This is a genomic window from Streptomyces malaysiensis subsp. samsunensis (assembly GCF_024519315.1).
GTDB classification, from domain to species: Bacteria; Actinomycetota; Actinomycetes; order Streptomycetales; family Streptomycetaceae; genus Streptomyces; species Streptomyces malaysiensis.
In genome coordinates this window covers 160,321-182,347 of the sequence record NZ_JANIIC010000004.1, presented here as the reverse complement: position 1 = coordinate 182,347, position 22,027 = coordinate 160,321, and the positions used below count along the sequence as shown (strand labels likewise).

Below are 22,027 nucleotides of genomic sequence, written 5' to 3'. Positions count from 1 at the left end.
GGAGCCGGTGACCATGCTGATCCGGCTGGTGGCCGTTCGCCCGGCATCTCGGTTCAGGCGGCTCTCGGGGGCCGGGAGCCATCACGGTGTGCGGAACCCCCGAAAGGTCACCTGCTTGCGGGTGGTGAAGCCGAGCCGCTCATACAGTGCGATCGCGCCGGTGTTCGTCTCGGCCACGTGCAGGAAGGGACGTTCGCCGCGGACCGCGATCCGGGCGACGAGCGCACCGACCAGACGTGCGGCGTGGCCCCGGCCTCGTGCCTCGGGAGCGGTGCATACGGCGCTGATCTCGGTCCAGCCCGGAGGCCGCAGCCGCTCCCCCGCCATCGCCACCAGCGTGCCGTTGTCGCGGATGCCGATATAGGTGCCGAGTTCATGGGTGCGCGGCCAGAACGGACCCGGCCGGGTCCGCGCGACGAGGCCGAGCATCTCGGGCACGCTGTCCGCGCCAAGTTCGACCACACCGGTATCGGTCCCGGTCTCCGTATGGCGGTGGTCGGACCGGGCCATGCCGGGCCGGATCATCTGGCGGCCCTCGAGGCGGAAGGCCGGCCCCCAGTCCGGCGGCGCGGTGGCCGGACAGCTGAACAGGTCGGCGAGTTCGCCCGACCCGAGCAACCCGGCCAGGTCGGCCCATTCCGCCGCGTCCGGGTCGGCGGACACCGTGGAGAAGGTCGCCACTTCCCTCTGGTAAGCGGCGGCCCGGCCGAGTCGGCGGGCGAAACGCGCGTGCCGGCCGCGGAGCGACTGACCCACCGGATCGTCCAGTGCCAGGTCGTCGTGGTTCATCTTCGAGCTGTCCCTTTCTGTCGTACGCGGACGCCCGTCACCGCGGGACGCACGACGCCATGAGCACCCCCGCGGACGGCGCCCCGGCCCTCCACACGGGCCGAACCCGAACAGAAGGATGCCGCACAACAGCTCGGTGCCGTAAAAGGGTGCCGTAAAAGAGGGAAGCGGCGAATCGGCCACGTGCATCTTGCCCGCGGCTGATTCGAACCGGCGGAAAAGGCGCACTGGGGGGGGCGTGAACACTCCTGGCAGTGACCCTTTCGGACTCCGCGCGCCCTGCCGGTGGCCATGGGTCGCCGCAATGATGAGCAGACCGCGCGTGATCCAAACGACTCCGCATGCCTGCCCTCGGCGGGTGGACATGCAGTGGAAGGAATCCACGTTGTTGCTTCTCATCTCCCCGGACAGCGTCGAGGAGGCCCTCGGCTGCGAAAGGGCGGCAGAGCACCTCGACATCGTCGATGTCAAGAAGCCCGACGAGGGCTCACTCGGCGCGAACTTCCCATGGGTCATCCGGCAGATCCGCGACGTCGTCCCGGCGGACAAGCCGGTGTCCGCCACCGTGGGAGACGTACCGTACAAGCCCGGCACGGTGGCCCAGGCGGCGCTCGGTGCGGCGGTCTCGGGAGCCACCTATATCAAGGTCGGCCTCTACGGATGCACCACGCCCGAGCAGGCCGTCGATGTCATGCGAGGGGTCGTTCGGGCGGTGAAGGACTATCGGCCGGACGCGTTCGTCGTCGCCTCCGGCTACGCCGACGCCCACCGGATCGGCTGTGTCAATCCGCTCGCGGTGCCCGATATCGCCCGCCGTTCCGGTTCCGACGCCGCCATGCTCGACACCGCGATCAAGGACGGGACACGGCTGTTCGACCACGTTCCGCACGACGTCTGCGCGGAGTTCGTCCGGCTGGCCCACGACGCCGGTCTGCTCGCCGCCCTCGCGGGCAGTGTCAAGGTGGGCGACCTGGGCGCGCTGACCCGCATCGGCACGGACATCGTGGGGGTGCGCGGGGCGGTCTGCGAGGGGGGCGACCGGGACACCGGCAGGATTCAGCCGCACCTGGTGGCCGCCTTCCGGGCGGAGATGGACCGGCATGCCCGGGAATACGCGGCCGCCGTCGCCGCCGCGGGATGACCGCCGGCATGCCGATACGCCGGATCCGTCGCACCCCGGGAACCCACGACGAGTGCTTCGCTGTCCTCGATCCGGCACCGGGCGAAGCCTTCGACGAGGCTCCCGACCAGCGGCCGGACGAGTGGGACGCCGTCGTCGGCCGGGCCCACGATGCCTGGCGCGGCCGGCTGGCCGACCCCGTCGCCCGCACCGCCGCGTCGCGCGCGGCGGCCGACGCCGTGGAGTCGGCCGGGGCCGACCGGCTGGAGTGCGGCACGGCGTGGATCCACCACCACGCCGAAACCTCCCCCGCCCGGCCCTTCGCGGGCATCAAGGACAGCGGTGTCGGCGTCGCGGGCGGGCCGTGGGGGCTCTATGGGAATCCCAGGCCGTTCGTCGTGCACTGTCCGGACAAGAGGTGAGGATGAGGTTCGGTGCGGCGGTACTGCGCTCGTACGAGAGCCGATTCGCCATCGAGGAGGTGATCCTGAGCGAGGGACCGGCCGACGGCGAGATCCTGGTCCGGATCGCGGGCTGCGGGATGTGCCGGACCGATCTCGCGGTCCGGCGCTCGGCGGGCCGCTCACCGCTGCCCGCGGTGCTCGGCCACGAGGGGTCCGGGGTCGTGGTGGAGACGGGCGGCCAGGACACCGGCCTGAACGTCGGCGACCATGTGGTGCTGAGCTTCGACTCCTGTGGACGTTGCCGGAACTGCGTGGGCGCGGCCCCCGCCTACTGTGACTCCTTCGCCACGCTCAACCTCTTCGGAGGGCGCGAGGAGAACGCGGCGCGGTTCACCGACGCGGCCGGAGCCGAATTGGCCCCCCGGTGGTTCGGCCAGTCCTCCTTCGCCGAGTACGCGATGGTCCCGGCTCGTAACGCCGTCCGGGTCGATCCCTCGCTGCCGGTCGAACTCCTCGGACCGCTCGGCTGCGGCTTCCTCACCGGTTCCGGAGCGGTCTTCAACTCCTTCCGCGCCGGCCCCGGCGACAGCGTCGCGGTCTTCGGGGCGGGGGCGGTGGGCCTGGCCGCGGTGATGGCGGCCACCGCTGCCGGGGCGGTGACCGTGGCCGTCGACCAGCACCCCGAACGGCTGGCCCTCGCCGAGCGGCTCAGCGCGATCCCGCTGCACGCCGCATCGGCCGACCTGCCCGGCCGCATCGCGCAACTGACCGACGGCGGTGCGCAGTACGCGCTGGACACCACGGGCTCCGCCCAGCTGATCAACGACGCGCTGCGGGCCTTGCGCCCGACCGGCCACCTCGGCCTGGTGGCGCGGCTCCACACCGCGCTGCCGCTCGAGCCGGGGACGCTGGACCGCGGCCGGAGGATCTCCCATATCTGCGAGGGGGACGCGGTGCCGGGACTGCTGATTCCGCGGCTGACCGGGCTGTGGCAGGCCGGGCGGTTTCCCTTCGACCAGTTGATCCGTACGTACCCGCTCGCCGACATCAACCAGGCCGAACGCGACTGTGAGGCGGGCCGCGTGGTCAAACCCGTCCTGGTTCCTGAGGGGAGGGCCCGATGAGCGTCCCGCGTTCACCGCGGACCCCTCATGCCCCTCATGCACATTCTTCGCTGTTCATGCTCTCTACTCGCCCCACGGGAGGCCACATGGTCGGCACAGCGCATCGGAACACCGGTGTGGAAGGTGTGGAAGGGGGTGTCGGCCTGACCGCTCTCATGGTCGCCGCGGCACGGGCGATCGAGACCCACCGCCACGACAGCCTGGCACGGGACGTCTACGCGGAACACTTCGTGCTGGCCGCACCGGCGTCCGCGGGCTGGCCGGTCCGGATGCGGCAGGTGCCGGACGGCGACGCGAACCCGCTGTGGGGGCGATTCGCGCGTTACTTCGGTCTGCGGACGAGGGTCCTCGACGACTTTCTCCTCCGGTCCGCGCATGTGCGGGGCGCACGCCAAGTGGTCCTGCTCGGGGCGGGGTTGGACTCGCGGGCGTTCCGGCTCGATTGGCCTTCCGGCTGCGTGGTCTTCGAGATCGACAGGGAAGGTGTGCTGGAGTTCAAGCACAAGGTGCTCGACGGACTGTCGGCCGCCCCGAAGGCGGCGCGCGTTCCGATCCCGGTCGATCTGCGCGCCGACTGGGTCACCGCGCTGATCGACGCCGGTTTCGACACGGCCGCACCGAGCGTCTGGCTGGCCGAGGGGTTGCTGTTCTACCTGCCCAACGCCTCCGAGACGTACCTCATCGAGGCGATCGACCGGCTGAGCGCGGGAGGCAGCGCTCTGGCGTTCGAGGTCAAGCTGGACAAGGACCTGCTGGAATACCGCGACAGCCCGCTCTACACCGCGACGAAACACCAGATCGGCATCGACCTGCTCAACCTGTTCGCCCGCGAGCCGCGGCCCGACTCCGCGGGTGATCTGGCCGGCAAGGGCTGGTCCACATCGGTCCATACCCCCTTCGACTTCACCCATCGGCACGGACGCGGGCCACTGCCCGAGGAGAATGACGCGCTGGCGGGCAACCGGTGGGTGTTCGCCGACAAGCCCAGGCCGTAGCGGGCCGGCCCGCGCTGAGCACGGCGAGGGGGTGGTGCGGCCGGACCCCGGCGTCCGGCCGTCCCCCACCGCTATCCGCGCTGTTCGTGGCGGTGCCACTGGTGTCCGCCGTCGCGAGAGATCCAGAGCCCCTCGCCCTTCACCAGGCCGTACGTCGCCGTCGTCGCGTCCGCGATGCCGTGGAGCGTCGTGCCGTCGACGGTCAGCGACGTGAATCTCGCCGGCGTCTTCAGCTCGTGGAAGGCGCTGTTGGCGCGGTCGTCGGCGAGCCAGTAGCGGCCGCCTTCCTCGCCGACGAGCAGCCGCCCGTCCGCGAGCGGTTCCAGGACCAGCGACTCCGGGCCACGCTCCAGGTCCCGCCAGGGAATGCCGCCGCCGAGGACCGTCCGCCAGTGCCCGCCGCCGTCCGTCGTCACCAACAGACCCCGCACCCGCTCGCCCCGGGTGAGGGACAGCGCCGCGGTGCCACCCCGCGCGGCGAGGATGCCTCCCGTGTACGGCTTCGGGACGGCGGTGGAGCCAAGGGTGTGACCGTCGCGCTGCCATACGACGCGGTTGGGGTCCTCGGTCAGGGGCTGGTCCAGGCCCCAGGCCGTGCCCCGCTCATCGACGGCGAAACGGATGGCGTCGTCCGGCACTCCGGCCGGGGGCGCCACGGTGTGCGTGGCGGGGCGGTAGATGAGGGTCGGCTCCAGTTCGGCGAGCAGGACATCGCCGGGGCGGATGCGCGACGGGGTCCCGGTGATGGTGACCTCGTGCCGCTTGCCGCGTACGTCGAGGACGTACGCCCCCTCGCTCCCCTCCCCCGGCGGCACCCGCACGAAGCCCCCGCGCACCCCCTTGAACTCCGGCGGCGGCGCCTCCGCGTCCGTGTGTTCCGCGTGCTCGGCGACCGTACGGCCGCCGGGGCCGACGATGCGCCACGCGGTGGCGGCCGGCCCCTCATCGTCCTCGACATTGCCGGCGTCGTACGTCAGGAGCAGCGAACCGTCGTCCGCGCGGACCACACCGCTGGGTGCGCCGGCCGCCTCGATGACATCGGCGGGGCGTGGATGGGGGTCCTCGATGACACGCTTGTACTTCGCCTCGCGATCCCCGGGATCCCCGTCGTCGAAGCCGCTCGTGCCGCAGGCGGACATCCCCAGTGCCACGCCCGCCACGGCCACGAGCCCGACCGTCCGCCTCCTGGGTTTCCTCAGCCATGCCATCGCCACATCCTCACATGAGGCGGCAGCCGGTTGGAGCAGCTCACGGTTCAACGGCACACACCCACGGTTCGGTGTCACAGGACCGTCGTGCGCCAAGTGGCGGGAGGGAACCAACTCCGCACTAGCCGCGTCTCGTTGCCGCTGCTATAACGAACCCGGTTATGAATCGTTTTAGTCGCCCGAGGGTGGCATCCGGGCGATGCCGACTGCGAAGGTGGTCCCAGCGTGCTCCGACGCAGCAGACTCGCAGCTGCCCGAGGTGTGCTCGCGCCCCTTGGCGCCGCCGCGCTCCTCCTGGCCACGGCGCTGGTCACCGGCAGCCCGTGGGCCTGTGGCTGGGCCACGGCTACGGGGAGAACTTCAGCCCATACGGCTTCCGTTGGGATGGTCAGCGGCAGGCGATCGCGCTGCTCGACGTCACCTTCACCGACGGCACCCGGCGCCGCCTCACCACCGACCCGTCCTGGAAGTGGTCCCTCGGGCCGATCACCGCGGATGACCTGTACGACGGTGAGTCCTATGACGCCCGGGAGGAGCGGGACGGCTGGGACGAGTCCGGCTTCGACGACCGCTCCTGGCGGAGCGTGTCCACGGTCGACGCGCCGCGGGGCGCACTGCGGTCCAACACCATGCCGCCGGTCCGAGTGGTGGACACCCTGCGGCCGAGGAAGGTGACCGAGATCCGGCCCGGCACCTACGTCTACGACTTCGGCCAGAACATCGCCGGTTGGGCGCGCCTGAGGTGCCGAGGGTGCGGCCGGTACACGCACCACCATGCGTACCGCCGAGGAGCTCAACGCCGACGGCACGCTGGATACCGCCACCAATCGGGATGCCGCGGCGACCGACACCTTCACCCTCGCGGGGACGGGCCGTCGCGAGAGCTATGAACCGCGCTTCACGTACCACGGCTTCCGCTATCTGGAGGTGACCGGCTTCCCCGGGAGGGCGGGCCTCGGGGACGTACGGGCGCGCGTCGTCCACGCGGATGTGCCGTCGACCGGCACCTTCAGCTCCTCCAGTGAGGTGCTCAACAGCATCTGGCGGAACAACCGCTGGAGCGTCCTCAACAACTCCATGAGCACGCCCACCGATACGCCGGTGCGCGACGAGCGCACCCCTCCGGCCATGGACGTCCAGGCTTACCGGGACGCCGCGACGCGCGAATTCGGCATGGGCGGCTTCTACGCGAAGTATCTTCAGGACCTGCCGCCGGGCACCGCGCTGCCCTCCGACGACGTCAAGGCGCAGTACCCCGACATGGCCGGCGGTCAGGTCACGTTGGCCTGGACCCTGTACGAGCAGTACCGCGACCGGAACGCGCTGCGGATGGCCTATCCGGAGATGAAGCGGTTCGTGGACCGCAACGCCACCGGGGTTCCCGGGCTCATCTGGCCCGCGGACAAGGGCTTCGGCGACTGGTGCCCGCCCGATCACGGGCCGGAGGCCAACGACGGCATGGGCAGCCCGACCGCCGGGGACTGCACCAGCGAGGTCTCCCTGGTCAACACCGCCCTCTCCTACCAGCAGGCCCAGGCGGTGGCGAAGGCCGCGGGAGTTCTCGGGCACCGGCAGGACGCGCGCCGTTTCGCGGCCCTGGCCGACCGCGTCAAGGACGCGTTCAACGCCCGCTTCCTCAACGAAGCGGGCGATACGTACGGCAGCGGACGCCAGGTGACCAGCGTCCTGCCGCTGGCGTTCGGGCTGGTGCCCGCCGACAGGGTCGCCGACGTCGGCGACCGGCTCGCCCGCACCATCGTCGAGCACGACGACAGCCACGTGGACACCGGCATCCTCGGCACCCGTTACCTGGTCGACGCGCTGGCCCGCGTCGGGCGGATCGACTTGGCGATGACCATGCTCCACCAACGCACCTACCCCGGCTTCGGCTTCCAGCTCGCCCAGGGGGCGACAACCACCTGGGAGCAGTGGCTCTACCGCTCCTCGATGGAGACCCATGACCACGCGATGTTCGCCGGCGTCAACACCTCGCTCTACACCGTCCTCGCGGGCATCAGGCCCACCGAGCCCGGCTACCGCGAGATCGCGGTAGCGCCACGGATCCCCGCCTCCCTGGACCAGGTGTCCGCCGCGCAGGAGACGGTGCGTGGCCGCGTGGCCAGCAGTTGGAAGAAGACTGGGGGCACCTTGCGGCTGACCGTCACCATCCCGGCCAACAGCCGCGCGGTGGTACGGGTGCCTCTGACGACCGGGGGCCATCATGTTCAAGCCCCCGCCGAAGCGAGGAAGACGCAGGTCAGCGAGCAGGCGGTGGCGTACCGTGTCGGCTCCGGGACCTGGACGTTCACCGTTCGCTGAGCGGTGCTCCGGCCCGCGACCAAGCGATGCGGCAGCGGGGAGATGAGCTTCCGCGGCGCGCGGACCGGGCCGCGAGCCGCCGAGGCGTCACGCGACGATGACCGTTCTGCCCTGCTCACCGGTGGCCGACTCTCGCGCATATGCCACCGGGAAGGGCCTACCCTGACCGGTGCGACTTGGCGATCAAGGGCGCGATACCCCCACCTCGGAGCCCGTATGACTCACGAACTGCCCAATGCCTTGAACCTGCGAACGGACAAGGCGCACTCCGCCCGCATGTACGACTTCTACCTGGGCGGGAAGGACAATTACGAGGCGGACCGGGAGGCCGCCGCCAGGGTCGCGGCCTCCTACCCCGCCATCTTCGTATGCGCCAGGGAGAACCGTGCGTTCATGCACCGCGCCACGCGTGTGCTCGCCCGGGACCACGGCATCCGGCAGTGGCTCGACATCGGCACCGGCATTCCGACCAAGCCCAATCTGCACGAGGTGGCGCAATCCGTGGCGCCCGACGCCCGGATCGTCTACGTGGACAACGACCCGATCGTCCTCGTTCACGCGCAGACCCTGCTCAACAGCTCCGCGGAGGGCCGCACCGACTACATCAGGGCGGATGTCAACGAACCCGACACCATACTCCGGTCCCCCGAGCTCAGCGAGACGCTGGACCTCACCAGGCCCGTGGTCCTCAGCCTGAACGCGCTCATGCACTTCGTCACCGACGCCCAGGACGCGCACGGGATCGTCCGCCGTCTGATGGACGCGCTGCCCTCGGGCAGCGCCCTCGCGCTGAGCCACTGCACACCGGACTTCGACCCCGAGACCTGGCAGAAGGTCACCGACATCTACAACCAGGCCGGAACGCCGGTGCAGTTCCGCGACAAAGCGGCCGTGACGGACTTCTTCGCCGGTCTCGACCTGATCGAGCCGGGTATCGTCGTCGGCCACCGCTGGCGGCCGGCCACCGAGGACGGCGGAGCGGACCGGGAGGACGGCCCGGCGCCGAGCGACGCCGACGTCAGCCTGTGGGCCGGTGTCGGCATCAAGCCATAATCGCCCCCTCACCCATGATGGGCTCGCGGGCCCGCCGACACAGCGGTGAAGGGCCCGGCAGGGCTTGCCCGCGAGGTCACACCGTCAGTGTCCGGTCCGTGGGAACGGAGGAGGCTCAGGCGGGGAGGTCGGTGCGGACGGCGATCAGGACGTTCCCGCCCCGGCGCAGCGTGTTGTAGATGGGACAGCTGCCGGTGAACAGCTCGGTCAAGGTGGCGGCCTCCTCCTGGGTGACCCCGCTCAGCCGCAGTTCGAGACGGATCCAGGCATACCGGGTGGGGTCCTCGGCATCACGTTCGTAGCTGACGTGAGCCTGCCCGCCGGTCAGGCCCGATGCCCGTTCCTGTGCGTGGAGTTGGATGTTGCTCAGGGAGCAGGACGCGAGAGACGCCAGCAGCAGCTCTCCCGCCTGAACCGCCTCCGCCGGCCCGGTTCGCGCGTCGGAGACGAAGTGGTTGCCGCGTGCGGTCACCAGGAACCGGCCCAGGGTGTCCGTGCTCCGGCCGCTGATGCTTGTGCTCTGGCCTGCGGTCGTCATCGTCCGTGGTCTTCCTTATGGTCGTCGAGAGGAGGCGGAGCGGGCGCAGGTCGGTGCCCGCGCCCACACCGGTCGTGGGTCATACGCCGTGACGGCGGCTGCGCCACGCTCCGGCCGCAGGGCGCTCCAGGCCCAGGTTGTCGCGCAGCGTCCCGCCTTCGTACTCGGTCCGGAACACGCCCCGTCGCTGGAGTTCCGGCACCACCTGACGAGCGAAGTCCTCGAAGGCGCCCGGCGTGTGGACGGCACCCACGGTGAAACCGTCGCAGGCGCCTTCGGTGAACCAACGCTCCATGCCGTCGGCGACCTCGGCGGCGGTGCCGACGAAAGTGCCCTCGACGCGACCGCCATAGCGCTTGCCCAGCTCCCGCAGCGTCAGGCCCTCGCGCCGAGTCATCTCAACAACCTCCTTGTAGTGGCCCTGGACACCGGGAACATCCACATCGGGCAGCGGTTCGTCGAGCGGGAGACCCGAGAGGTCGACGTCCAAGTGGTAGGCCAGAGTCGACAGCCCGGCCAACGGCGGTACCAGGTCGGCCAGTTCGTCCGCGGACCGCTGTGCCGCCTCGGTGGTGGGGCCGATGACGGGAGTCGCCATCGGCAGGATCTTGACGTCCTCGGGGCGGCGGCCATGACGCTCGGCGCGGTCCTTGATGTCCTGGTAGAACTCACGGGCCGACTCGAGCGAGGCGTGGCTACAGAAGATGACGTCCGACCAACGGGCCGCGAAGTCACGCCCCTTGGGTGAGGCACCGGCCTGGATGATCACCGGGTAGCCCTGCGGCGGACGCGCGACGTTGAGCGGGCCTCGGACGCTGAACCACTCCCCCTCGTGGTCGATGTGATGCACCCGCTCGGGTTCGGCGAACAGCGGGGTGTCCGGGTCGAGGACGAGAGCGTCGTCCTCCCAGCTGTCCCACAGCTTGCAGGCCACTTCGAGGAACTCGTCGGCCCGCTCATAGCGCTTGTCCCGGTCGATGTGACGATCGTTGCCGAAGTTGCGCGCTTCGGAATCCTGGAAGGAAGTGACCACGTTCCAAGCGGCACGGCCGTCGCTGATGTGATCGGTCGTCGCGAACGAACGTGCCACCGGGAACGGTTCCAGGTAACTGGTGGAGACGGTGGCGGCCAGGCCGATGTGGTCGGTGACGGCCGCGATCGACGCCAGGATGGGGGTCGGGTCGAGGCGCAGGGACCCGAGCGATCCGTACCGGAGCTGGCTGTCCATGCTGTTGCCGAGGCGGTCCGGTACGGACAGGATGTCCGCGAAGAACATCAGGTCGAACTTGCCCTCTTCGAGCACCCTGCCGATGTGCTGGTAATGGGACGCGGACAGCCAGTTCCGGTCCGCGGCCGGGTGGCGCCAGCCGCCGGGCCGACCGGGACCCGCGGTCACGAAGGCGGCCAGATGCATGTGGTTCGTATGGTTCCGGGAGCTGTTCATCGGGGTCTTCCTGCCTGAGGGTTACGCGGCCGTGGACTGTCCGGGATCGGTGCCGGGGTCACTTCCCCAGTTCGGCGGCCACCGTCTTTCTGATGGAATCGAAGCGGGTGTCGCGCAGGAACCCGGCCACGTCGATCTTGGACGGGTAGACGCCCAGGGCATGGAAGTTGTCGGCGAGATCCTGGGTGCTCCCGATCGCCTTGCCGTCGACCGCCGCGAGGGCGTCGGCGTTCGAGTCGGACAGGAGCTTCCTACGGGTCAGGTCCAGGTAGACGTCGCGCTCCACATCCGCCGAGCCGAAGCCGCCGATGCGGTCGAAGAACTCGACGCTCTTCTCGGGCGACCTGTTGATGCCGCGCTGCGCGTCGCGGACGGCGCGCACGGTCTTCGCCACCGCTTCGGGATAGTCCTTCACAAATGACTCGCTGGCCACGTAGAAGCTGTAGTCGTACGTCTTGACGCCGGGCAGGCTGCGCGCCTTGTGCCGGGCCTTGGCCAGGCCGATCGCGGGCTGCCAGCTGATCCAGGCGTCGACCTTGCCGTTGGCGAACGCGGACTCCGCGTCGGCGGCGGGCAGGTTGACGTAGTCGATATCGTCCAGCCGCAGTCCGGCCGTCTCCAGGTACTTGATGAGGCTATAGGTGCCGGTCGTGCCCTTCTGGTCGGCGATCCGCCTGCCCTTGAGGTCCGCGGCACCGCGGATGGCCGAGCCGCGCGGCACGAGGATCTCGACCTCGGTGCCGGGCAGCGGGTAAGCGGCGAGCGGCACGATGGGGACGTCGCCGCCGACCGCGTAGGCCACGGCGGTGGCGGTCGCGAAGGAGAAGTCGACGCTTCCGGCCTTGAAAGCCTCCATGACGGGCAGGGAGGCGGTGAACCCCGACGGCCAGGAGACGGTCGTGCCGCCGAGCGTCTTGCCGAGGTTCACGCCGTTCATCTTGTAACGGAGGGCCGCGGGTATGCCGGTCCTGCCGCTTCCGATGACCGCGAAGCGGAGCTTTTGGGGCACTCCGTCCGCGAGCGGCTTGTTCTCCGGTGCGGCGGTCTTGTCCGCACCGCATGCCGCGAGGGCGGGGGTGAGGGCGGCGAGGCCGCCAAGGGCGAGGAGTCCACGGCGCGAGAGTCCGTCGACAGCAGTCGTGGGGGTGGCGGAGCGGGACGTGATACGACGGAGTCTGGGCATGGTGAGGTCCTTGGCCTTCCACGGGGACGCGGTACGGGGGGTATGGGGTACGGGGGCTGCGGGGCTGGGTCGGGGGCAGCCGGTCCGCAGCCGGTTTCCGGGCTGATTCAGCCGGCTCCGGTGCCGGCGGACGCGGGTTCGAGCAGGTCCTGGAGGATCTCCTCCTTCCAGGCCACGAGGCGGGGGTGTCCGCGTCGATCCCCGCGAGGAAGGTCGACCCTCAGGTCTCGTCCGATCGAGCCGGCCGCCAGGACCAGTACGCGGTCGGAGAGCACGAGCGCTTCCTCCACGTCATGGGTGACGAGCAGGACGGTGCGCGGCTGGTCCAGCCAGAGCCGTTCCACGAGTTGCTGCATTTTGATCCGGGTGATGGCGTCCAGTGCGCCGAACGGCTCGTCCAGGAGCAGGAGTTCAGGGTGGTGCAGCAAGGCACGGGCGAGGGCGACTCGCTGCTTCTGCCCTCCGGACAGTTCGGCCGGCCAGACGCTTCCCCGGCCGTCCAGGCCGACGGCCCGCAGCAGCGAACGCGCCTCGTACCCGCGGCCGTTGACGCCCAGCTGGACGTTGTCCTCGACGCTGCGCCAGGGCAGCAGCCGGTCCTCCTGGAACATCATGCGGGCTGTGACGGGCTCCGGTCCGCTTCCGCGCAGGGTGACACTGCCTGTGCTGGGCTGTTCGAGGCCCGCGATGATCCGCAGCAGTGTGCTCTTGCCGACGCCACTGGGGCCGAGGAAGGAGACGAAGGAGCCGGGCTCGATCTCCAGGTCGAGGTTCTCCAGAATCCACCGATCGCCGTACCGCCGACCCACTGAGTCGAGCAAAAGCCCGGCACCCCGCGAAGCGTGAGGAGGCGTCATGCGGACGGGCGGCGGTAGTTGGGGTGCCATCGCAGGACCCTTCGTTCGATGAGCCGGGTGAGGAGGTCGGCGAGCAGACCGGCGCAGGCGTACAGCACGATGGCGAGCACGATCTGGTCGGTGCGGAGCATCTGGCGCGCGTCCTGGGCGAGGTAGCCGATTCCGTCATCGGCCGAGATGGTCTCGGCGATCACGAGCGTGATCCAGGCGACGCCCAGGGAGTAGCGGATGCCGGCCAGAATGGTGGGCATCGCGCCGGGAACCGCGATCTCCCGCACCAGGGCCCATCGCCCCAGTCCGTAGGAGCGGCCGAGCTGGATCAGTTTGGGGTCCACTCCGCGGATACCGGTGACGGTGTTCAGGTAGATGGGAAAGAACGTGCCCAACGCCACGAGAAGGATCTTGGGCTCCTCGCCGATGCCGAACCAGGCGATCATCAGCGGCACCAGGGCCAGATGCGGGATGGTGCGGACCATTTGCAGTGTGCGGTCCAGAAGTATGTCCGCGATTTTGGACATGCCCACCAGAAACCCGAGCACGAGGCCGGTGACCGCGCCCAGCCCGAACCCCTGCGCGATGCGGCGCAGGCTGGCGAGGATATGGCGCTGGAGTTCGCCGGTGGCGGCGAGATCGGAACCCGCCCGTACCACCACCTCGGGAGCGGGCAGTACGGAGGGCGAGAGGACGCCGGTCCGGGCGGTGACCTGCCAGATCACGAGAGCCAGCAGCGGTACGGCCCAGGGGCCGACCGCACGACCGACGGCAGGCAGCCGGCCGACGATCCGGCGCAGGACAGCGGATCGGGACGAGGCCGGCACCGGCGCGCGTCCCGCTTCGGATCCGGCGCTCTCCACCGGTTCGGAAGGGGGCGGATCCCCTTCTTTTGTGAGCAGTTGGCGCTCGGGCATGGGTCTCCCTTTCAGGAGTGATCGCCTCGGTCCGCACCGCGGAGGAGTCGACGCGGGAGCCGAACCGAGCGGGAGGCCGTGGGAGGGTTCCCGCGCGCGGCGGGTGGCGTGAAGGACACATTGCCCGGGCTGAGCCAAAGGCGACGTGCTCGGGGAAACGCTCACGTAGGAGAGCCGGGCCGGCCGGACGTGAGACTACGAAGTGATCAAGATCAGCGACAGCGTGCGCTGGAGCTACGCATGAAGTCGATGTGCCGACGGCACGTCAACCCGGTCCGCCACGGGAAGGCGATCACGACGGCCAGGCGGGCGGAACCCCGCCGTGACTGGGCATCGCGATGCATCTGGAACTCCCCTGGGCATGGAGGACGGCCGGCTGCCGTGCGCGCCGACCTTACGGAACACTTGCGGGGATCCTAACCACAGCTGCATCTACGTGCAAACACCTGTATACACTTGTATCGAATGGTGGACGATGGTGGACGAGAGGACAGGGAAGAAGAGACGTGACCGCTTCACAGGACGATGGACGACGCGCCATCAGCCACTACGCCCGCATCCGGCAGCGCATCGTCAACGGGCAGGCGGGGCCGGGGACCGTACTGATCCCATCGGCTCTGAGCACCGAGTACAACGTGTCGCGCACCCCGGTGCGGGAGGCCCTGATCAGGCTCGAGCAGGACGGGCTGGTCGAGCAGGCGACTCGCGGTTACGTGGTCCGCACCCGCACCCCGGAGGAAATCCTCCAGATCTGCGAGGCGCGCATCGCCCTTGAGTCGACCATCGTCCAAGCCGCCGCCATGCGACGGACGGAACTCGACCTCGCCCGGCTCGTCCACGTCCACGAAAGCACGGCGGACACCACCGATCCCGCCGAACTGCGGAACCTCAACAGCGAGTGGCATGTGATGCTGCGCGAAGCCGGGCACAACCCCACCATCGCCGAGCTGATGGACCGTCTGGACGCCCAGCTGAAGACATACGACGCGCACACCTCGTCAGCCACCGACCTGCCCGACAACCTCGACCAGATCCTCACGGAGCACGCCGGGATCCTGGAAGCGGTACGCCACGGCGACGCGTCCGCCGCGCGCGACCGCATGATCGCGCACCAGAGCCGCACCCGTGACCTGCGCCTCGGCGCGCTGGCCCGGTCGGCGCGGGGCACGGCATAGCGAAGGCGGCGACCGTCGCATCAGCCATGCGCACCGCCCCGTCCAGGGCGAACCGCTATTCCTTGACCGCCCCCGAGTTGGCCCCCTGCACGAAGTAGCGCTGGAAACAGAAGAACAGCGCCGCGACCGGCAGGGTCGCCAGCAGAGCCGCCGCCAGCTTCAGCGGGTACTGCGTACCGCCGCCCAGCCCGCCCGAGACAAATCGGGCGAGCCCGGTCGTCAACGTCTCGTACTGGCCGGACTGCGTGGCCACCAGGAAGTGGGTGAACTCGTTCCACGAGCCCTGGAACGACAGGATCGTCAGGGTGATCAGCGCGGGCCGGGCCATCGGCAGCACCACCGACCAGAAGGTCCGGATCACCCCGGCGCCGTCCACCCGCGCGGCCTCCTCGACCTCCCGGGGAACCGACTCGAAGAACTGCTTCATGATGAAGATCCCGGCCGCGTCCACCATCAGCGGAAGGACCATGCCGGTGTAGGTGTCGAACAGCCCAAAGGTGTTCAGCACCAGGAACTTCGGGATCAGCAGCGCCACCCCGGGCACCGCCATCACCCCGAGGACGAAGCCGAACAGCAGCGAGCGGCCCCGGAAGCGCAGCCGCGCCAGCGCGTACCCCGCCATCGAGTCGAACAGCACCCGCCCGGCCGTGACCAGGACCGCGACCAGGGTGGAGTTGCCCAGCCAGCGCAGGAACGGCACCCCGTCCCCGGCCTGGCTCAGCCCGAACAGCCGCTGGTAGGCGGCGGTCGTCGGGGTGGTGGGCACCAGTCCGAGGGGATGCGCCGCCGCCTCCGGGTCCGTCTTGAACCCGTTCACCAGCTGGAGCGCGAACGGCAGCAGATACACCAGTCCGACCCCCACCACCAGGGCGTATCCCAGCACCCGCAGTGGCCGCGGGAACCGGCCGAGCACCGGGCGCCCCTGCGCCGCGGTGGCGGCCCTGGCCCTGGCGTCAGCCGTGGCCTTGGCGTTCATCGGTTCCTCCCGGGCGGGGACCGCGCTCCCGCAGCGCCCAGCGCTGTAGCGCGGTGATGAGCAGGATCAGCGCGAGCAGGATGAACGCGATGGCCGCGCCCTGCCCGAAGTCGGCGCCGTCGAAGGCCGTCGAGTACGACAGGAAGGCCGGTGTCAGCGTCGTATTGCCCGGAGCGCCCTGGCCCATCACATACACCTGGTCGAAGACCTGCCAGGTGGCGATCGTCCCCAGGGTGAGGACGAGGAAGAGCACCGGCCGCAGTGCGGGCAGTGTGACATGGCGCAGCATCTGGCGGCGGTTGACGCCCTCGATGGCGGCCGCCTCCTCCAGCTCGCGCGGGATGTCCTGGAGGGCCGCGAGAAAGATCAGCATGAAGGTGCCGGAGGTCGTCCAGACGGCCAGCAGAATGATCGTGCACATCGCGACGGACGGACCGGACAGCCACTCGTACCAGGAAAGGCCCATGAAGGAGTGATCGGCCAGCGCCCCCGCGGGGTGGTCGGGGTCGACGATGCCCAGGCCGCCGAGCAGCGTCGAGAGCACCCCGCGCGAATCGGCGAACCAGTTCGGGCCCTTCACTCCGATCCAGGACAGCAGCGTGTTGACGGCACCACTGCCCTGGAACAGGAAGAGGAAGACGGTGGAGACCGCGATCGAGCTGGTGACCGACGGGAAGAAGAACGTGGTGCGCAGCGCGCCCCGCGCCCGCAGCAGCCGTTGGTTGACGATCAGCGCCAGCACCAGCGCGAGCCCGGTCTGGAGCGGCACGGTCAGAGCCACGTAGTAGACGTTGTTGCGCAGTGCGGTCGCGAAGAGGGTGCGGTCGAGGCCGTCCTCGGTGAGCAGCGCCCGGTAGTTGTCCAGGCCCACGAACTCCGCCTGCCCGCTGAACGGGTTGGACTGCCCGTCCCAGTCCAGCAGGCTGACCCACAGGGCCATCAGGATCGGCAGCACCAGGAACAGGCCGAGGATCAGCACCATGGGGCTGACGAACAGCCAGCCCCAGGCGCCTTCGCCGTGGCGGCGCCCCGCGGGCGGGGTGTCAGGGGTGCGGGGCGCCGCCTTGGGGCCGGACCCGCCGGGCGCGTCGGACGCGCCCGGCGAACCGGCCGTACGGGGGTCCCCGCCGATGGCCCCGGGGGCCGGGCGGGGGTCGGACGACGCGCCGCGGGGGATGCGGCGCGCCGTGCGGTGGGTGGTGCGGAAGGGCATGACGGCTCAGTTGCCCTTCGCGAGGCTCTGTTCGCCGTTGCGCTGGAGGGCGGCGAGGATCTTCTTCGGGTCCGTGGTGCGCAGCGACTGGAGTTCGGTGTTGAACTGGCTGAGCACCTTGTCGAACCCGGCGACGGTCACCGGGCCCTGCGCGTAGGCGTTGGCGTCGACCCATGCCTTGGCGTCCGGCGCCTGCTTCGCGTACTGGGCGAGGGCGCTGGTGCGTGAGGGCATCACCCCGAACGCGTCGGCGAACTTCAGCTGCCGCTCACCGGAGCTGAGGTACTTCACCAGGTCCACGGCCGCCGACCGGTGGGCGCTCTCGGCGGCCACGCCCCAGCAGTTGCTGAAGGCCAGCGTGGCCTTCCCGGCCGGTCCCTCGGGCAGCGGGACCACCTTGTACGGCACATCCGGGTAGTCCAGCTTCATGCCGCCGGTCAGCCAGTTGCCCTCGATGGTCATGGCGGCCTTGCCCTTGCCGAGTGCCTCGCCGCCCCAGCTGGTGTCGACCTGCTTGGCGTACTTCAGCGAGCCGTCCCGCAACAGCGACTTCACAAAGCCGAGCCCCTCGGCGTTCTGCGCGCTGTCGGCGGTCATCTTCGTCTGCTTCGCGTCGGTGATCCATCCGCCCGCCTGCTTCATGAAGACGCCGAGTCGCTGGTACTCGTCGCTGGTGACCAGGCCGGTGACCCCGCCGCCGGTGAGCTTGGCCGCGACCTTCCTCAGCTCGTCCCAGGAGGTGGGGTAGTCCTTCTCGGTCAGCCCCGCCTTCTTCCACAGGTCGGTGTTGATGGCGAGGGCGAGGGTGGAGGTGTCCTTGGGCAGGCACACCAGCTTCCCGTCGTAGGTGAAGGAGGTGCGCAGGGGCTCGGCGAAGTCGTCCGCGTCCTTGATCGTGTCGCCGTACGGGTACAGGGAGCCGCCCTTGGCGTAGTTCGCGAACTGGTCGGAGTTGACGTAGAAGACGTCCGGCGGCTTGTGCCCGGCGAAGGACTGGGCCAGCTGCTGGTTCATGTCCTTGGCGGCTTCGACGCTCACCTTGTTGCCGGACTGCTTCTCGTACGCGGCCGCGGCCTCCTTGACCGCCTTGGTCTCGGCGTCGCCCGAGGTGGCTATCAGGACCTTCAGGTGCTGTTTGGCGTCGGTGTCCTGCTTCGTGCTCTTGTCGCCGCCGAAGCTCGACGAGCAGCCGGTGGCGGCCAGGAGCGCCGCGCAGGTGACGAGAGCGGCGGTGGCCGTGCGGGGGGTCATGATTCCTCCGTGGTTTCGGGATGGTGCGTGCGGCTCGAGGGGGGTGGAGGAGAGGTGATGTTCGGGGCGCGGCGCCTCATGGCGCCGACGCGGCGGAGCGCCGGTCGTCAGGGCCCCGGTGCGTCGGAACCCGGCGCCGCGGTGCTGTCGCGGACGACGAGGGACGGCTCCAGCAGGACACGTCCCGGTGACGCGGCCGGGTCGGCCATCCGGGCCAGCAGCAGCCGCACGCACTCCCTGCCGACCGCCTCCAGCGGCTGGGCGACCGTGGACAGGGAGGGCGAGAGGATCCCGGCGGTCGGCGAGTCGTCGAAGCCGACCACGGCGACGTCCCGGCCGGGGGCGGCGTCCCGCTCGCGCAGCGCGTGGTAGCAGCCGAGTGCCAGCGTGTCGCTGACCGCGACCACGGCCGTGGCACCCGCGTCCAGTAAGGGTTTGACGGCGCTACGGGCCGCCTCGACGTCCCCCGCGCTCTCGGCGCGCCGCCCGCGCGTCGGCAGCCCGTGCCGGCGCATGGCCCGCTGCCAGCCCTCGGCGCGGTCGTCACCGACGCCGGAGCCACGCGGCCAGCCCAGGAAGGCGATCCTGCGGTGTCCCAGGGCGACCAGGTGCTCCACGGCGGCGTCCGTGCCCGAGGCACCGTCGACGTCGACCCAATCGCCGATCTGCCGCCCCGACCACATCCGGCCGAAGCCGACGAACGGCACCCCGCGCTTGGCCAGCCACGCCTGGCGCGGATCCTGGCGGGCGGTGTTGCTGAGCACGAAGCCGTCGACGTCGTGCTGGCCGAGCAGTTCCTCGTACCCCTCCAGGCTCGGGCCGCCGGGCGGGCAGGCGAACAGCAGCATCCGGTAGCCGGCCTCGTCGGCGGCCTGCGACAGGGCGTGCAGAAAGCGGTCCATGACCGGGGCCGTGTCGCCGCCGGGAACGGGCTGGATACCGTAGCCGATCAGCTTGCTGGAGCGGGTGCGCAGCGTCTGCGCGGCACGGCTCGGGCGGTAGCCCATCTCGTCGATCGCCGCGCGGACCCGCTCCAGGGTCTCGGGGCGCAGCAGGTCCGGCGAGTTGATCGCGTTGGACACGGTCTGCGGGGAGACACCGGCCCGGCGGGCGACCATGGCAAGGGTCACCGGGCTGCCCTTGGGCGAGGGACTGCTGGTGGAGCGGGGCATACGGGTCTCCGGCGTACGAAGGTCTGAACCTGGGCCTACGAGCTTGATTTGAGCGTTACAAAGGCATTGTCAGCGCTCTGAAGAGGGCGTTAATGTCTTTGGATCGATCTAATGCTGAGAGGTTCTACTCCTTTGGACACCACTGTCAAGGCCCTGGACACCAACGGACCGGCCACGGCCGCCACTCCGGTGGCCACGGACCTCCAGCCGTTCCTGCACGACGCGGTCGTCACGCTGTACGCGCCGAGCTTTGTGATCTCGCGCGCGGATGGACAGCTCGGCGGGGGTGCGGACGGCTTCTACCACGGCGACAGCAGGGCGCTGTCCCATCTGACCGTCACGGCCGGGCCCATTGCCCTGGCGCCGGTCGTCGGCGGGCTCAGGGGGGCCGACCGGGCGGACTTCCGGGCGATCCTGCGCGGGCTCGGCGAGGTGACGCCCGACCCGGCGGTCGCCCTGAACCGCCGCCGGACCGTCTCCTCCGGGCGGTTGGAGGAGAGCTTCGAGGTCACCAACTCGGGCACCCAGCGGGTCGGTTTCCGGCTCACGGTCACCGCCGGTACGGACCTCGCCCCGATGGAGCGGGTGAAGACGGGCCACGCCCCGGACCCGGTACCGGCGCGGGAAGAGGGTGGAGCGGGCCCCGGGGGAAGCGGTCTGGCGTGGTCCCGCGACGGGTTCGCCGTACGCCTGGTCAGCGAGCCGGCGCCGGATGCCCTGGAGGCGCCGGAGGGCCGGCTGTCGTTCGACGTCGAACTGGCTCCCGGCGCCTCGTGGACGGCCACGCTGCGCTGCACGGCGGCGCACGCGGACGGTGACCAGTTCCCGGCCGCCCCCGCGGACGCCGTACCGTGGCGCACCCCGGCCCTGCGCAGCGCGGACCGGCGCTTCGACCAGTGGCTGGACCAGTCGGTCGCCGACGCGGACCGGCTGCGCCTGGTGGACCCCCGGTCCGCGGAGGGCACCGGCGGCGTTGATCAGTTCCTGGCCGCCGGAGCCCCGTGGTTTCTGACCCTCTTCGGCCGCGACTCGTTGTGGGCCGCCCGTATGCTGCTCCCGCTCGGCACCGAGCTCGCGGCCGGTACGCTGCGCACGCTCGCCCGCCGCCAGGGGGCGGTGGCCGACCCGGCCACGGAGGAACAGCCGGGGAAGATCCTGCACGAAGTGCGGCGCGGCACCCAGAACTTCAACGCAGCGTTCGCCGTCCCGCCGGTGTACTACGGCACGGTCGACGCGACCCCCCTGTGGATCACCCTGCTCCACGACGCCTGGCGCTGGGGCCTGGCCCCCGAGCAGGTGGAACAGCTGCTGCCGCACACCGAGTCGGCGCTCGCGTGGATACGCGACCAGGCGGCCGCGGCCGACGACGGCTTCCTCAGGTATGTCGACCGGACCGGCCGGGGCCTGGCCAACCAGGGCTGGAAGGACTCCGGCGACGCCATCCGCCACCGCGACGGCCGGCTCGCCGACCCGCCGATCGCGCTGTGCGAGGTGCAGGCGTACGCGTACGAGGCGGCGCGGGACGGAGCGGCGCTGCTGCGCGCTTTCGGCCGGCCGGGCGCGGACGCGTGGGAGGAATGGGCGGAAGGGCTCGCCACCCGCTTCCGGAAGCGCTTCTGGGTGGAGGACGCGCGGGGTGCGTACCCGGCGGTCGCGCTGGACCGCGACGGCCGGCCGGTGGACTCGGTCACCTCGGGCTTCGGCCACCTTCTGGGGACGGGCCTGCTGAACCAGGAGGAGAGCGCCGCGCTGGCGGCCCGGCTGACCGGCCCCGGCCTCGACTCGGGCCACGGTCTGCGCACCCTGAGCAGCGACTCGGTGGGCTTCAACCCGTACGGCTACCACATCGGTTCGATCTGGCCGCACGACACCGCGATCGCCGTACACGGCCTGGTCAGGGCCGGTTTCCCGGACGCCGCGGCGTCGCTGGCGGCGGGCCTGCTGACGGCGTCGGCGGGGTTCGCCGGGCGGCTGCCCGAGCTCTTCGCCGGCCACGGCGCCGAAGCGGGCCCGCGCCCCGCGCCCTATCCCGCGTCATGTCGCCCCCAGGCATGGGCGGCCGCTTCCTCGGTCCTGGTGCTGCGCTCGGCCCTCGGCCTGGACGCGGACGTCCCGGGCGGCACGGTCACGGTGGCCCCCGCCTTCGCCGGGGCCTACGCCCCGCTGACGGTGACGGGGCTCCAGGTCGGCGGGGCCCGGCTGGACATCGCGCTGGCGGCGGACGGGACGGTGAACACGACGGCACCGGAGGGGCTGACCGTGGTCTCGGCCTGACGCGGCGCCCCCATTGCCCCGGCG

Annotated in this window: 17 protein-coding genes and 2 pseudogenes; 8 read left to right on the top strand and 11 right to left on the bottom strand. The window is 70.6% G+C overall.

Annotated elements, in window-relative coordinates; genetic code table 11:
• Nucleotides 1-81: 81 nt before the first annotated feature.
• Complete coding sequence (locus NQU54_RS05165; protein WP_257629976.1) at nucleotides 82-789, bottom strand: GNAT family N-acetyltransferase; 708 nt, start codon at nucleotides 787-789, stop codon at nucleotides 82-84.
• A gap of 385 nt (nucleotides 790-1,174) precedes the next feature.
• Here NQU54_RS05165 and NQU54_RS05160 point away from each other — a divergent pair, with 385 nt between their 5' ends.
• The 4 genes and pseudogenes from NQU54_RS05160 to NQU54_RS05145 all read left to right on the top strand — a co-directional run bounded on the left by NQU54_RS05160 (nucleotide 1,175) and on the right by NQU54_RS05145 (nucleotide 4,432).
• Nucleotides 1,175-1,930, top strand: a complete 756-nt coding sequence (locus NQU54_RS05160; protein WP_257629975.1) for a (5-formylfuran-3-yl)methyl phosphate synthase — start codon at nucleotides 1,175-1,177, stop codon at nucleotides 1,928-1,930.
• A 227-nt stretch (nucleotides 1,931-2,157) separates the two neighbouring features.
• Nucleotides 2,158-2,331: pseudogene (locus tag NQU54_RS05155) on the top strand (aldehyde dehydrogenase family protein); the annotation flags it as partial.
• Between the two features lie 2 nt (nucleotides 2,332-2,333).
• Complete coding sequence (locus tag NQU54_RS05150; protein ID WP_257629974.1) at nucleotides 2,334-3,437, top strand: NAD(P)-dependent alcohol dehydrogenase; 1,104 nt, start codon at nucleotides 2,334-2,336, stop codon at nucleotides 3,435-3,437.
• A gap of 86 nt (nucleotides 3,438-3,523) precedes the next feature.
• Nucleotides 3,524-4,432: a class I SAM-dependent methyltransferase gene (locus tag NQU54_RS05145; RefSeq protein WP_257629973.1), complete on the top strand. Its 909-nt coding sequence runs from the start codon at nucleotides 3,524-3,526 to the stop codon at nucleotides 4,430-4,432.
• A 71-nt stretch (nucleotides 4,433-4,503) separates the two neighbouring features.
• Here the strand turns inward: NQU54_RS05145 and NQU54_RS05140 are convergent, their stop codons facing one another.
• Nucleotides 4,504-5,640, bottom strand: coding sequence for a hypothetical protein (locus NQU54_RS05140; RefSeq protein WP_257629972.1), 1,137 nt, complete (start codon nucleotides 5,638-5,640; stop codon nucleotides 4,504-4,506).
• A gap of 323 nt (nucleotides 5,641-5,963) precedes the next feature.
• Here NQU54_RS05140 and NQU54_RS05130 point away from each other — a divergent pair.
• Both NQU54_RS05130 and NQU54_RS05125 read left to right on the top strand, forming a co-directional pair.
• Nucleotides 5,964-7,959: pseudogene (locus NQU54_RS05130) on the top strand (family 78 glycoside hydrolase catalytic domain); the annotation flags it as partial.
• A 216-nt stretch (nucleotides 7,960-8,175) separates the two neighbouring features.
• Nucleotides 8,176-9,012 (top strand): SAM-dependent methyltransferase, encoded by an 837-nt coding sequence (locus NQU54_RS05125; RefSeq protein ID WP_257629969.1) that lies wholly within the window; start codon nucleotides 8,176-8,178, stop codon nucleotides 9,010-9,012.
• A gap of 115 nt (nucleotides 9,013-9,127) precedes the next feature.
• Here the strand turns inward: NQU54_RS05125 and NQU54_RS05120 are convergent, their stop codons facing one another.
• The 5 genes from NQU54_RS05120 to NQU54_RS05100 form a co-directional block, all read right to left on the bottom strand.
• Nucleotides 9,128-9,550 (bottom strand): OsmC family protein, encoded by a 423-nt coding sequence (locus NQU54_RS05120; protein ID WP_257629968.1) that lies wholly within the window; start codon nucleotides 9,548-9,550, stop codon nucleotides 9,128-9,130.
• Between the two features lie 79 nt (nucleotides 9,551-9,629).
• Complete coding sequence (locus NQU54_RS05115) at nucleotides 9,630-10,994, bottom strand: LLM class flavin-dependent oxidoreductase (protein WP_257629967.1); 1,365 nt, start codon at nucleotides 10,992-10,994, stop codon at nucleotides 9,630-9,632.
• Between the two features lie 58 nt (nucleotides 10,995-11,052).
• Nucleotides 11,053-12,177 (bottom strand): NrtA/SsuA/CpmA family ABC transporter substrate-binding protein, encoded by a 1,125-nt coding sequence (locus NQU54_RS05110; protein ID WP_257629966.1) that lies wholly within the window; start codon nucleotides 12,175-12,177, stop codon nucleotides 11,053-11,055.
• Nucleotides 12,178-12,284: 107 nt separating this feature from the next.
• Complete coding sequence (locus NQU54_RS05105) at nucleotides 12,285-12,998, bottom strand: ABC transporter ATP-binding protein (RefSeq protein WP_257629965.1); 714 nt, start codon at nucleotides 12,996-12,998, stop codon at nucleotides 12,285-12,287.
• 32 nt (nucleotides 12,999-13,030) lie between these two features.
• Entirely contained in the window at nucleotides 13,031-13,942 is a 912-nt protein-coding gene (locus NQU54_RS05100) for an ABC transporter permease (RefSeq protein WP_257629964.1), read from the bottom strand.
• A gap of 506 nt (nucleotides 13,943-14,448) precedes the next feature.
• Between NQU54_RS05100 and NQU54_RS05095 the strand changes: the two genes are divergently transcribed.
• A complete protein-coding gene (locus NQU54_RS05095; RefSeq protein ID WP_257629963.1) occupies nucleotides 14,449-15,117 on the top strand; it encodes a GntR family transcriptional regulator in 669 nt (222 codons plus the stop codon).
• Nucleotides 15,118-15,172: 55 nt separating this feature from the next.
• Here the strand turns inward: NQU54_RS05095 and NQU54_RS05090 are convergent, their stop codons facing one another.
• The 4 genes from NQU54_RS05090 to NQU54_RS05075 all read right to left on the bottom strand — a co-directional run bounded on the left by NQU54_RS05090 (nucleotide 15,173) and on the right by NQU54_RS05075 (nucleotide 19,729).
• A complete protein-coding gene (locus NQU54_RS05090; protein WP_257629962.1) occupies nucleotides 15,173-16,093 on the bottom strand; it encodes a carbohydrate ABC transporter permease in 921 nt (306 codons plus the stop codon).
• The gene (locus tag NQU54_RS05085) at nucleotides 16,071-17,306 is read right to left on the bottom strand and encodes an ABC transporter permease subunit (RefSeq protein WP_257629961.1); all 1,236 of its coding nucleotides are present in this window, start codon (nucleotides 17,304-17,306) and stop codon (nucleotides 16,071-16,073) included. Before NQU54_RS05085 ends, NQU54_RS05090 begins: the two co-directional genes overlap by 23 nt.
• 6 nt (nucleotides 17,307-17,312) lie before the next feature.
• Nucleotides 17,313-18,557 carry a sugar ABC transporter substrate-binding protein gene (locus NQU54_RS05080; protein ID WP_257629960.1) on the bottom strand — a complete coding sequence of 415 codons (1,245 nt, stop codon included), beginning with the start codon at nucleotides 18,555-18,557 and terminating at the stop codon, nucleotides 17,313-17,315.
• A 107-nt stretch (nucleotides 18,558-18,664) separates the two neighbouring features.
• A complete protein-coding gene (locus NQU54_RS05075) occupies nucleotides 18,665-19,729 on the bottom strand; it encodes a LacI family DNA-binding transcriptional regulator (protein ID WP_257629959.1) in 1,065 nt (354 codons plus the stop codon).
• 132 nt (nucleotides 19,730-19,861) lie between these two features.
• Between NQU54_RS05075 and NQU54_RS05070 the strand changes: the two genes are divergently transcribed.
• A complete protein-coding gene (locus NQU54_RS05070; protein WP_257629958.1) occupies nucleotides 19,862-22,003 on the top strand; it encodes an amylo-alpha-1,6-glucosidase in 2,142 nt (713 codons plus the stop codon).
• The last annotated feature ends 24 nt before the right edge of the window (nucleotides 22,004-22,027 follow it).